Annotated in this window: 14 protein-coding genes; 2 read left to right on the top strand and 12 right to left on the bottom strand. The window is 36.7% G+C overall.

What is annotated here, in order from left to right; genetic code table 11:
• The 8 genes from DWX26_RS17070 to DWX26_RS04515 all read right to left on the bottom strand — a co-directional run.
• The coding region (locus DWX26_RS17070) for an integrase DNA-binding domain-containing protein (protein ID WP_032509630.1) at nt 1-268 on the bottom strand (268 nt) is incomplete at its 3' end.
• 77 nt (nt 269-345) lie between these two features.
• Nucleotides 346-549, bottom strand: coding sequence for an excisionase (locus tag DWX26_RS04480; RefSeq protein ID WP_004613735.1), 204 nt, complete (start codon nt 547-549; stop codon nt 346-348).
• A gap of 313 nt (nt 550-862) precedes the next feature.
• Nucleotides 863-1096 carry a helix-turn-helix domain-containing protein gene (locus DWX26_RS04490; RefSeq protein ID WP_032509628.1) on the bottom strand — a complete coding sequence of 78 codons (234 nt, stop codon included), beginning with the start codon at nt 1094-1096 and terminating at the stop codon, nt 863-865.
• Entirely contained in the window at nt 1081-1530 is a 450-nt protein-coding gene (locus tag DWX26_RS04495; protein ID WP_021423055.1) for an RNA polymerase sigma factor, read from the bottom strand. The genes DWX26_RS04490 and DWX26_RS04495 overlap by 16 nt, the downstream gene beginning before the upstream one ends.
• A gap of 265 nt (nt 1531-1795) precedes the next feature.
• On the bottom strand, nt 1796-2431 hold the full coding sequence (locus DWX26_RS04500; RefSeq protein ID WP_021423054.1) for an ABC transporter ATP-binding protein: 636 nt from the start codon (nt 2429-2431) through the stop codon (nt 1796-1798).
• Nucleotides 2432-2444: 13 nt separating this feature from the next.
• Nucleotides 2445-3890 carry an ABC transporter permease gene (locus DWX26_RS04505; RefSeq protein ID WP_021423053.1) on the bottom strand — a complete coding sequence of 482 codons (1446 nt, stop codon included), beginning with the start codon at nt 3888-3890 and terminating at the stop codon, nt 2445-2447.
• Nucleotides 3891-3893: 3 nt separating this feature from the next.
• Nucleotides 3894-5117: an ABC transporter permease gene (locus DWX26_RS04510; RefSeq protein WP_021423052.1), complete on the bottom strand. Its 1224-nt coding sequence runs from the start codon at nt 5115-5117 to the stop codon at nt 3894-3896.
• Nucleotides 5118-5128: 11 nt separating this feature from the next.
• Nucleotides 5129-5623 carry a chitinase gene (locus tag DWX26_RS04515; RefSeq protein WP_117580020.1) on the bottom strand — a complete coding sequence of 165 codons (495 nt, stop codon included), beginning with the start codon at nt 5621-5623 and terminating at the stop codon, nt 5129-5131.
• A 193-nt stretch (nt 5624-5816) separates the two neighbouring features.
• On the opposite strand from DWX26_RS04515, the gene DWX26_RS04520 reads away from it, so the two are divergent.
• Both DWX26_RS04520 and DWX26_RS04525 read left to right on the top strand, forming a co-directional pair.
• Nucleotides 5817-6503, top strand: a complete 687-nt coding sequence (locus DWX26_RS04520; RefSeq protein ID WP_117580019.1) for a response regulator transcription factor — start codon at nt 5817-5819, stop codon at nt 6501-6503.
• On the top strand, nt 6497-7789 hold the full coding sequence (locus DWX26_RS04525) for a sensor histidine kinase (RefSeq protein ID WP_074034324.1): 1293 nt from the start codon (nt 6497-6499) through the stop codon (nt 7787-7789). The genes DWX26_RS04520 and DWX26_RS04525 overlap by 7 nt, the downstream gene beginning before the upstream one ends.
• A 45-nt stretch (nt 7790-7834) precedes the next feature.
• Here the strand turns inward: DWX26_RS04525 and DWX26_RS04530 are convergent, their stop codons facing one another.
• From DWX26_RS04530 to DWX26_RS04545, 4 genes are all read right to left on the bottom strand, one after another.
• Nucleotides 7835-8059, bottom strand: coding sequence for a hypothetical protein (locus tag DWX26_RS04530; RefSeq protein ID WP_117636799.1), 225 nt, complete (start codon nt 8057-8059; stop codon nt 7835-7837).
• Entirely contained in the window at nt 8056-9423 is a 1368-nt protein-coding gene (locus DWX26_RS04535; RefSeq protein ID WP_117636798.1) for an MATE family efflux transporter, read from the bottom strand. The genes DWX26_RS04530 and DWX26_RS04535 overlap by 4 nt, the downstream gene beginning before the upstream one ends.
• Nucleotides 9416-10273, bottom strand: coding sequence for a GNAT family N-acetyltransferase (locus tag DWX26_RS04540; RefSeq protein WP_009264279.1), 858 nt, complete (start codon nt 10271-10273; stop codon nt 9416-9418). The genes DWX26_RS04535 and DWX26_RS04540 overlap by 8 nt, the downstream gene beginning before the upstream one ends.
• A 178-nt stretch (nt 10274-10451) precedes the next feature.
• Nucleotides 10452-11363, bottom strand: coding sequence for a conjugal transfer protein (locus tag DWX26_RS04545; RefSeq protein ID WP_118600933.1), 912 nt, complete (start codon nt 11361-11363; stop codon nt 10452-10454).
• Nucleotides 11364-11378 lie beyond the last annotated feature (15 nt).

Raw genomic sequence — 11378 nt, forward strand, 5'->3', positions numbered from 1 at the left:
CGTAGAGCTGGCAGACTGTCATTTTACCGCCGACTGTGTCGATACCGTCGTTAAGGTCTTTTTTTATCTGTGCTTCTTTTTCCCTCAATGAAATATCATCACGCTTTCCAGCAGGTGTCTTGTCTGTCGGTACAAGTTTCCAAGAATAGATAAATTGTGGCTTTCCGTATATATCGGTATATTTATAAACGTATCTTCCGTCTTTTCGCTGGCTCTCTCCATTACGCAAATTGCGATTTTTACTGTCTTTTCGTTTTACATTAGACATAGTGTAAAGCTCCTTTCCGTCATGGAACGAGCCGTGATACGCTATATTTATTATACCATATCTACGGCTCAATGACATTAGATTTCGTCCAATGTATCTATGATTTTTTCAAATTGTTTTCGCTTAATCTGAATACGATTACCGTTCACGATAACCCAGCCAGCGTCAATATTTTCTTCGGCTAATTTACGCAATTTCTTTTCGCCAATGCGGAAGTATTTAGACGCTTCTTCAATCGTCAGAGTATATTTTTCCCAGATAGGCACATCAGTATTGTTCATAATCTATGCACCCCCTTTACTGTGTGTCATTTTTTACAAGCAGGCAGACGGCTTTGGAAAGCTCCGTTGGTATCTCAACCATTCCCATTCCTGTGGGCAGAACCGCACCATGCGGACGTATCATTATTCTGTGAGGATAGGTCGTGGCAAAGCGACTTTTCCAACGGTCGCTCTCGGATCACTGCATGGGTCGCTCGCTTTCTTTTGGAAAGGTCATGGCGTACAGTCCCCGTGGCTTGCTATCTCACAAACGTATCTGTCTGCTTTATTCAGTTGTCAAAGACCAGACGGGCATAATCAATCCCGATATGAATTAGAAGCGTTTAATATCAAAGTTTAAGATTTTACGAATAATCGCTTCTTTGATAAAACCTTTCATTTCCAAATCTACCGCAAGACGCAAGTTGTTGTTATCATCGTAAAACGGACGCATACAGCACTGATTGATAAATGGGTCGTAAAACTCCAAGATTTTTGAAATAGCTGTTTCGTCGCCGTCGCATGCTTTGGAAATAACCGTGAAAGTCGGTGTCAGCTCTTTTGGCATTTCTCTTTTTCCTCCTCAATCAGTTGCTTTAGCTTGTCGAGTGCTTGTATTCTGCATTTTGTTACATTAGCTCTGGAACAGTCAAGCATTTTTCCAATATAAGTGTCCGTGTCCCCAATGAAAAAATACTGTAAAACGATATTACGCTTTCGTTCTTCAATAGCTTTCAATGCACGAGCCAGTTGTTCATCTTCGATTGACACTTTTTCGCCACAGACTTCAAATACTGCAACATAATCCGTAGAATATGTATCTTCTGTGCCTATGGAATTTAAGAGGTCGTCCATAATTTCGGCGAATGGCATTTCTTTTTTCTCTGAACGACGTATCGCTCGATAGAAGTCAATCGCTCTATGACGTATAACTGTTTTAATAGCACAATCGAATTGATGACAGGTTTTTTCTTGTAGTTCTGACGGTTTTATTTTCCTCACCTCCTTTCGCTAGTCGAAAAGAGGTGTCTGCCCCTTTTCATATATACCGCGTTGAAAGTGGGGTACAGCGTAACCAAAATCAAAAAAAACTTAAAAAATTTTTTTCTGGCATGAAAAAAGCCCGCACAAAACATATAGTCTGTACGAGCCTTTGAAACTGTATTGTATTTAGTTCTTATAACAATGCCGTTAGGGTCAAATTGATTGTGTCGAGGTATATCTAAAATATTCCATAATGACAGCTCCTTTACGGCACTATTCTTGTTTATTCAGACAGAAAAGAAATTGCACCGTTTTTAATTTCTAAGATTTCGTCGGCTTCTTCTGCCAAATGCTTACTGTGTGTAACCACAACAACACATTTTCCTAATTCATGTGCAGTCTTTTTCAGCAAAGCAATGATTTCATCAGCGGTAGTTTCATCAAGATTTCCCGTCGGTTCATCTGCCAAAAGTACATGAGCGTCGCTGGCTAATGCTCTTGCAATCGCTACACGCTGTTGCTGTCCGCCAGATAGTTGCAATACATTTCTCTGCCAGTATTCTTTTCCAATACCGACTTCTTCCAATAATTTTTCAGCATTTCCACTACCACCTAATTTGACATTTTCAACCGTTGTCAAATAATCAATCAGATTATAATTTTGAAATACCAATGAGATATTATGCTTTCTGTGGTAATTCAGCCCTTTTTTTGTAATATCCTCGCCATTGCAAAGGACAGTCCCTTTTACTGCTGTATCTAAGCCTGCTAACAACGATAAGAGTGTTGTTTTTCCTGCACCACTCGGACCGATAATGGTATAAAAGATACCCTCCTCGAAAGTAGCAGATACATTATTCAAAATGGTTTTATCTTTTTTTGTTTTGTAAGCATAGCTTACATTCTTTACTTCTAACATTTTCGTCGTCCTCCTAACTCATTTCCGATAAAATATCTTTCGGGTTTCTCTTTAGTATTACAATTCCAGATACCAGAACAGAAGCCGTTATCAACACAAGAACACTTACACCGTCCAACAGATACATTTCTGGTGTAACCTCTACGCTGATACTCTGCACGTCCTGCTTTGGTGCAACGTATTCTGTGGATACTTTTCCCTCATTATTCTTTTCTTCCTCTTGCATTTGCTGAACCTGCTGTGATACCAGATAATTTGCCGTTACTTTGGAAACAGCAGGAGCGACAGCAAAGGATAACATAAGGGAAAGAACAGTAATCATAATCGCTTCGCTCCAAATTTGTCCGATAATTCTAAATTTCGGAACACCGAGAGATAAGAAAATACCGACTTCCTGCACTCGATTTTTCAGCCAGAACAGAAATACTAAAACAAGGATAACAAAACTTGCAACAGAGATTACCAATATCATCATTTCGCTTACTTTTGCTAAATCATTGAAGTTTGAGGACATGGTTTCGGAATTTCCGTTATTGTCAATCAAATCATATTGCTCCCAATTGATGTCTACTTTTTGCAGATTTTCTTTTACTTCGTCGTAAGCTTCCACATCTTCCACTTTGAAATAGGCTCTTTCATATAATGGACTTGTTTCACCCTCTGCCTTTTCTGGAAATCTCAAATCTGTAAATATTACATTTTCCGAACGGTAAGTATCTCCCTGCATAAGTGGGGACATCTTTTGATCCACTTGATAAATTCCAACAATCTCAGCTTCTGATACCTTTGAATTTTCAGTATCGTGGTAATCATTAAAAGAAATCTTATCGCCGATTTTCAGATTATTTTGCTTTGCCAGTTCCTCTGAAATGACACACATATCTTTATCCTCTGGGGTTATCATTCGTCCCTCTTTGATATGCAGGTTTCCAGATAAAACATTTCTGTCTAGTTTCATATCTTTGTTTCCAATTAAACTTACACCGCCAACATCTGCATTCTGGTCTACATCTTTATCTTCAATCCTTTTGAAATTTACAGGGTTTACGGGAGTTGTTACTGTTGTAATATTGTAATCAGCAATTCCTTTTGCTTTTGCCAATTTCTCAATGTCTTTTATATCTAAGCTTTCAAATTCATTTGTTGTCCAGCCTGTCCAAGTCTCCACACCATTGATAATCTCTTTTTCCTGATGGTAGCCACCAAAACTACCTTCCTTATCATTACCAATCTTTTCTGAGTATTCACGAACTCGCTTTGTTCGGTACTCTGCATTTCTTTCTAAAAGAAAGCCTGCACCTATGGCTTGTCTGGTTTTGTCCTGCACCTCAATACTGGCATTTTTGCTCGCCACACCTGCAAGAAGCAAGGTACTGATTGCAAAAACAATCAACAATAAGAGAATACTTTTTACGGGCTTTCTGAACACAGAACGCCTTGCCAATCCAAAAAAATTCATGTACTATCCCTCCATTTTTGCTAATATATCTTTTGGGTTTGCTCGTAATATCGGAAGAATGGAACAGCACAATGCCACCAAAATAACTGCACCGCCTAAAAGGAACAACATTCCAATATCTTGTATCTGCAAAACCACTTTCAGATTTTCTGTTACTGTTTCTGAACCGGTAATGACGTTTTGCAAAACGCCCGAGAACAATTTACCAATGGCTGTTGCTCCTAAAACCGAAAGTGTAAATACACTGCCTGCTTCTAATAAAGTTTGCAGGAAAATTTCACTTTTTGTCTTGCCGAGGCTCATAAAGATTGCCACCTCTTTTTGCCTTGTCCGCATCCACATACATAACAGCAGGGAAACAACAACAGTACCAGTTACCAATGTAAGTACCAGCATAAGATTTGCCACCTTACTGATTTGCTCTAATGGAGCAGACATCTGTTGATAAAGGGTATCAGACGTGCTAAGTGCTACATCATTTCCGAATATTTTTTGCAGGCTGGTTTCCAGCACATCTAATTTTTCTGGTCTTTTTGAGTAAATGCAGATTTTTTCAAATTCAGCTTCTTTGAACAATTCTTTATAAGTACTGTTGTCAATAAAGATTTGATTTTCTATTCGATTGACTGCGGTAGTTTCTGACGGCTGGTCTTTTTCCGCATTTCCTGCGGACATGAAAATTCCAATAATCTGAACAGATACTTTTGTTCCGTTTTCTGTACTTAATTCAATCGTATCTCCAACTTTTAGCTCATTTTGATTTGCAAGGTTCGCATTGATAACAGCACCCTTTTTCTCACGCTTGATATAATCGCCAGAAGCTAAGCGGTACTGCATTTCTGAAAAAGGGCTGTCCTTTTCCAAATCATCATAGGAAAGCAGTGCTATTTTCAAATTTTCCTCATTCGTAGAAGTATTGAGCGTAACGGGAGCAAAATTATTCGGAAATACCTCTTGTCTACCAATGCGGTTGATAGACGAAACATCTTCTAGCGTTTCAATCTTGTTTACTTCATTCTCTGTTATCTTGCTGTCCTTACTTGTAATTTCAACCACAATCTTAGAGTTTGTCTTTTCCTGCATGGCTTGTTTGGACTCATTTGTAGTCCTTAAAATCATGCTTGTACCTAAAATCATACTGTTTACAAGTATCAAAACAATCAACAGAAGAATGGTTTTCCCTTTTTTTCGCTGTAAATAGCGAAAACCAAGTTGATAAAACTTCATACTTCACACCTCTATTCCCAATGGGCTATGACAACCTTTGTTGCATTGAAATGATTTGTGTCTGCAAACTCTCCATAGAGATATACATTTGATTGTTTCTTTACATCGGAGATAGAACCCGTCGTTACATTCGTAACACCAGAGTTGGCACTTACTGTGGCAATGACAAATTCACAATCTGGGTTATAGGTTACAGAAACAGCATTGTCTTTATTTTCCAGTCCCGGTGCTTCTGATTTTATCCCTGCTCCCCCCTCAATTTCTTTTGCTTGACTTACGGAACAACCATTGTCTGTAAATTCCAAAACACTTCCTATCAAATTAGCAGACTCTAATATGTCGTTTTCTTTATTTTCTGAAGAGCCATTTGCATTTTCTTCATTCGTATTAGAATTGACAATAGGATTAGACATATCTGGCTTCTCATCTGGACTTGCACCACACCCCGTCAATGCACAGATACATAATCCAACTGCTACAAATTTACTGATGTTTGTTTTTTTCATTTTGTATTCCACCTTTCTTATTCGATATGCCACTATTGTAAAAGCAAACCATTCTAAAAATCCTGTAAAAAAGCAAGAAAATCATCATCATTTTTTAGAGGATTTTTACAGACTTTTCTGTTATACTGTCTATAATTAAAGCTTCTTGGACTGCTAATGTCCAAGATGATATATAGAAAAGGATTGATACATTATGAAAATACTTCTTCTGGAAGATGATTTAGAGTTATGTAAAAATATAAAAATTTCGCTGGAAAAAGAAAACTATATGGTTGATTGTTGCAATGACGGGGAAACTGCTATGCTGTATGCCTTAAATACAGACTATGCTTATGACCTTGCCATTGTAGACCGTATGTTACCGATTATTGACGGTTTAACAATCATAAAATCTATGCGTAAAAAAGGAATATCTATCCCTATCCTTATCATTACTGCCATGAGTACCCTTGATAATCGGGTTGAGGGTTTAGACGGTGGTGCTGATGATTACTTAGTAAAACCATTTCATATCAAAGAATTGCTTGCAAGGGTTCGGGCGTTGACAAGGCGACCTGCCAATATCCAATTATCTCCCAAATTACAATATGGAGATTTAACTTTCGATAAAGACAGCAGAACCTTATCCACACCAAATAACTCTCTTTTATTAACTTCAAAAGAAACCGAGTTGACTTTTGTATTTATGCAGAACCCAGAAACACTATTTTCCCGTGAACAGCTAATCCTTAAAATCTGGGGTAGTTCTTCCGAAGTAGAAACTGGCAATGTAGACAGCTACATTTCTTTTCTGCGAAAACGTCTAAAGGAGTTAAAAAGTTCCTGTAAAATAACAACGGTCTACGGTGCAGGGTACAAACTGGAGAAAGAAACATGTTAAATAACTTATACCGAAAACTTCATATTCTGTTTGCAAGTTCTGTTATGCTGATTATTACCCTTGTGATTTTCTTTGTTGTTGCGAATACGGTTTATACGGAGAAAATCAACGAAAGTACCTTGTTTCAAAGATTAACAACCTTGCTGATTTATCAAGTGGAAAGTGCTTCTTCGGATATGGATAAAGCACTCAAAGCCTACGAAGAAAGTTATCATATTTTTTCCTTGATTAGCGATACAAAAGGGAATACCATTTATCAAAGTGATTTTCCATTTCCAACTTCTGCGGACAAGCTGTTGCATGATGTAGAAAAACAGATTTCTACACAGCTATTATCACAAACAGAAAGCACCACAACTTCACAAGGCGGTTTTCTGGAAATAAAAGGAAAACATCACGATACTTATTTTGTTATTCCTGCTACAATTATGACAGCAAATGATACCGTATATCATGGGACTTTTTTTTATCAGACAGCCAACTTAACGGATATTTTACAAAAGACATTACCGATATATCTTCTTATCTGGCTTTTGGCTTGTATCGTTGTTATCATACTAACCCGTTATCTGCTGAAAAAGTCTTTTGCCCCAACAGAACGAATATTGCAAAGCCAAAAAGATTTTGTTGCAACAGCTTCCCATGAATTAAAATCTCCACTAGCTGTTATGATTTCCAACACGGATATGCTTCTTGATGATGTTTCCTTAAACGAGCAGGCAAAGCAAGCCTTACAGACCATAGATTTTGAATGTATGCGGTTATCCCGTTTAGTCAAAGATATGTTGCTTCTGGCTTCTTCCGACGCTAAAACATGGACATTGCATAAAAGTACAATCAATGTAGATACCTTGCTCATTACGTTATATGAAACATACGAACCCGTCTGCATGAAGCAGAATTTAGAACTAAAACTGCATTTATCCGAGGAAAGTTATCCTGCCATGCTTACCGACAAAGACCGATTATTTCAAATCTTGTGTATCTTTATGGATAATGCCATTCAACATTCCAAGAATAATTCTTTGATAGAGATAGAAGTAATCGCCACCGAAAAGAATATTGCTTTTTCTGTGGTAGACCACGGGCAAGGCATTTCTGATGAAGATAAGCAGTATATCTTTGACCGATTTTATAGTGGCGACAAGTCCCATGCTAACAAAGCGAATTTTGGACTGGGACTAAGTATCGCCAAAGAATTAACCCAAATGCTGAACGGTACTATCACTATTAATGATACTGTTGGTGGCGGTGCTACCTTTACTGTTAAATTTCCTCTGAAATAGATTAAGGCTTGCAGATCATACAAAATGTATGGAGCAAGCCTTTTTTCAAATCTTTGTCTTTTTGGTAATCTTGTAAATATATTCTTCTGGGGTAGGGCGTTTATTACCAAAATATTTTTTGAAATTTGCCTGCACCTCTGGGTCTGGGCTGTTCATGGCTTCATCAATCGTTGCTTCAATATTTGCCCGAACATCAGCCAATGACATACCACCCGCCCTTGCACCAGCTTTCAATGCTTTTTTTATATCTCGTTTTTTAAGTCCTATCATAATAACCTTTCTGTATTTTTTTCATAGCTGTTATTCTGATTATTCCACGAAAGCCAAAGACGAAAATTCAAATATAATGAAATACATAGTGTTAATATTTCGGCAATGGGAACAGCCAACCATACACCTGTTATTCCAATAAACTGTGGCATTATTAACAAGCCTATCATTATAAAGCCAAATGTTCTTAAAAAAGAAATCAAAGCAGATAGCTTACCATTAGATAATGCAGTAAAAATTGCTGATGAAAATATATTGAAACCCGAAAAAAGAAAACTAAATACAAATATCATAAACCCGTTTATTGCAATTTTATATACCGCTTCATTTGTCCCAGTAAATAAACGTACCAAAGTATTTCCATTTATAAAGGATAACGCAAAAATAAATAATGAACCTACAAAAATGAAAGAAATACAGATTTTATATATTTTCTTTAATCCATAATAATTGTTTGCTCCAAAATTATAGCTAATGACTGGGGCAACCCCCATTGAAAAACCAATAAATAATGTTGTAAGCAAAAATTGTGTATATATAATTATAGTAATAGAAGCCACACCATTTACACCTAATAAATTCATCATTGTGCGATTGAAAAAGAATGTAGTAATTGCCGTTGAAAGCTGACTAACCATTTCTGATGAACCATTTATACAACTTTCTCCAAGTACTTTAATGTCTATAATAGGTTTTACAAAAGACAATGTTCCCGATTTTTTACAAAAGACAATTAGCCCCGTAATTGCGGGTATCAAATAACCAATTCCAGTTCCAAATCCTGCACCAGCAATCCCCATGTCAAATATAACCATAAAAAGATAATCAAATACGATATTCATTACACCAGCACTTACAGAAAGAACAAGTCCTAAAGTTGGTTTTCCTGCTGTTACAAATAAATTTTGAAATAGTACCTGCAACATACTTGCAGGTGTAAACAGTAAAATAATAGTTAAATAGTCTTTACAATATGGAAATAAAACCTTATCAGCTCCAAGAGCATATATAATTTCATCAATAAAGATAATTCCTAGAATGAAAATTACTACTCCCAAAATAAAACCAAATAAAATAAGTAGTGTAAAATCTTGTTTTGCTCGTTTGGGTTCTCCTGCCCCCATTTTTCTTGCAACTATGGCACTACCACCCGTAGCTATCATTGTTCCCAATCCTACTATTAAATTGATAACAGGACAAACAATATTGATTGCTGATAAAGCATTTGTATTGACAAATCGTGATACAAATATGGTATCTACAATTGTGTAAAGCCCCATAAATAACATCATGGATATGGTCGGGAAAGCAAATTTTAATAAAGACCCAGTATTAAAATCTTTTGCGAGAGGATTACTATTCATTTGTACTACCCCCATTTTTTGAAAATAATACTAATTTTTGTGTAGGATAACCAAATTCAACTAATAATTCTGCTTCTGCAAAGCCTAATTCTTTGTAAGTCTTACGATACCCCGTATCAGCTTTGTCGCCCTCACGAAATGTTGTTACAGAAATGTCTTTATCAACTAAAAGTTCATTCATAACCTTATCTAAAAATAATTTTGCAATACCACATTTACGATATAACGGGTGTACTCCAAAGAAATCAATACTTCCCGTATGATAGTTAATAGACATCAAAGCAATAGCAATAGTATTATCAGTTAAAATCAACACTCTTTGCTCTAAAATACCTCTTTCTAATTCTGTTAAGTATTCATTCTCGTTCAAATTTGGAAAACCGTCTATTACTAAATAAGCTAGTTCTAGGCAGGCAGGTATATCTGTTGTTGTAGCAAATCTGATATTTTCTTCCATTTCTTGTTGTGATAATTTTTGTTTAACTGTCTGTATCAAATCAAATCTAAGCTGTAACGGATAAAATTCTTCGTTCATTCGATATTCGTTAGGCGTTTTCTTATACATCTGCTTAAAAATATTTGTAAATGCCTGCTGACTTTCATAACCAGCAATAAGCGAAATTTCAAGAATAGATTTATCAGAAAACACTAAAAGTTTTGCAGACTCTGTTAATTGTCTGCGTTGTACATAGTCATGTATAGACAATCCAACAGTTTCGACAAACATTCTATGCAAATGATATTTTGAATAACCAACACCCATCGCAATAGAGGATAAGTTCAGTTTTTCTGTGAGATTGTTTTCTATGTAATTGATAACCGTTATAATGTTTTCAACCTTATTGACCATTACAGCACCCTCCTTTCAGCTTAGATTATAATAAATAGTTTTCTTCAAGTTTTAATATATATTGCGGTTTTTGCGTGAATTACTATTTTAGCGTATTCAGAACTATTTGTGAACATAATTCGATGAAAATGTAGTTTGCAAATCATATTTCTATGACATGCAAACTACTTCTTGTGATTTATCCTACAATTTTCCAGTTACTATCCTTATGTAGTACAAGCTCATACTGTGATACCTGCGTAGCCTTTGTCTGATTATCAAGGAATTTCACAGCTACTTTAACTTTTACATTGTCCCCGTCCTTTGTAAAGATAGAGTTTACCAGTTCAGAATAAAGATAGTCCCTGCCGATAGGTTCAAGCACATTTCCCGATACATAGTAGGCAAGTTCTTTTTCTGTGGCTGTTGGATAGAGCTTAAAGAATGTTTCCAGAAAAGCGGTAGCGTCATTGACAGTATCAGCGTCTACGCTTGTGTCTGCTTCTGGTGTCTTAGGCTCATAGTCTGATTTTTCGATTGCTGGTGCAAGGGTAGGGTTCTGAACAATTACCATATCCCCGTCAGCGTCCACATGGACTTTTACCGTATAGGTTGCCTTGACCGCTGTTGTCTGTTCTCCCTCTTTTATCTGCTGATCTACTTCGTAGGTAGCAGAAAAAGTGTCCGTTCCCGACTGTTCAATACTCCATACAATCACATCTGTAACTGTGGAGCTGGTCGGTATATCGGTTCTAATGGTATCTATATTCAAGTCCTGCAATTCCTTTGTCAGATAACCGCTGATTGCCTGCGTCCTTGCTTCAATCGCTTCTTTGCTGTTATTCCATGTGTAATAGGACTTTGCAAAATTCTTCACGAAATTTTCAATCCCGTTGGTGTCATGCAAGCGAAGCTCTATGATTTCTTTTTCATGGGTCGTGTGCTGGTCGATAGCGGTAAAATTCTTATACACCCCAAAGCTCACGCTTGCGATAAGCACCACCCACAACGCAATCACGGTTTTCTTATGTGTGCCTACCTTGACAGTACGCACCTTTTTTTCTTTTGGTTCTTTGATAGTTTCTGTCTGTTTCTTATTCTTCTTAAACATATTTTTCAAGTCCTT

The organism is Blautia sp. AF19-1 (assembly GCF_003479155.1).
GTDB lineage: Bacteria > Bacillota > Clostridia > Lachnospirales > Lachnospiraceae > Fusicatenibacter > Fusicatenibacter saccharivorans.

Coding starts and splice junctions, on each gene's coding strand:
- DWX26_RS04530 (WP_117636799.1), bottom strand. CDS start 8,059: ATGATAGGACTTAAAAAACGAGATATAAAAAAAGCATTGAAAGCTGGT.
- DWX26_RS04535 (WP_117636798.1), bottom strand. CDS start 9,423: ATGAATAGTAATCCTCTCGCAAAAGATTTTAATACTGGGTCTTTATTA.
- DWX26_RS04505 (WP_021423053.1), bottom strand. CDS start 3,890: ATGAATTTTTTTGGATTGGCAAGGCGTTCTGTGTTCAGAAAGCCCGTA.
- DWX26_RS04490 (WP_032509628.1), bottom strand. CDS start 1,096: ATGCCAAAAGAGCTGACACCGACTTTCACGGTTATTTCCAAAGCATGC.
- DWX26_RS04480 (WP_004613735.1), bottom strand. CDS start 549: ATGAACAATACTGATGTGCCTATCTGGGAAAAATATACTCTGACGATT.
- DWX26_RS04540 (WP_009264279.1), bottom strand. CDS start 10,273: ATGGTCAATAAGGTTGAAAACATTATAACGGTTATCAATTACATAGAA.
- DWX26_RS04500 (WP_021423054.1), bottom strand. CDS start 2,431: ATGTTAGAAGTAAAGAATGTAAGCTATGCTTACAAAACAAAAAAAGAT.
- DWX26_RS04515 (WP_117580020.1), bottom strand. CDS start 5,623: ATGAAAAAAACAAACATCAGTAAATTTGTAGCAGTTGGATTATGTATC.
- DWX26_RS04510 (WP_021423052.1), bottom strand. CDS start 5,117: ATGAAGTTTTATCAACTTGGTTTTCGCTATTTACAGCGAAAAAAAGGG.
- DWX26_RS04545 (WP_118600933.1), bottom strand. CDS start 11,363: ATGTTTAAGAAGAATAAGAAACAGACAGAAACTATCAAAGAACCAAAA.
- DWX26_RS04525 (WP_074034324.1), top strand. CDS start 6,497: ATGTTAAATAACTTATACCGAAAACTTCATATTCTGTTTGCAAGTTCT.
- DWX26_RS04520 (WP_117580019.1), top strand. CDS start 5,817: ATGAAAATACTTCTTCTGGAAGATGATTTAGAGTTATGTAAAAATATA.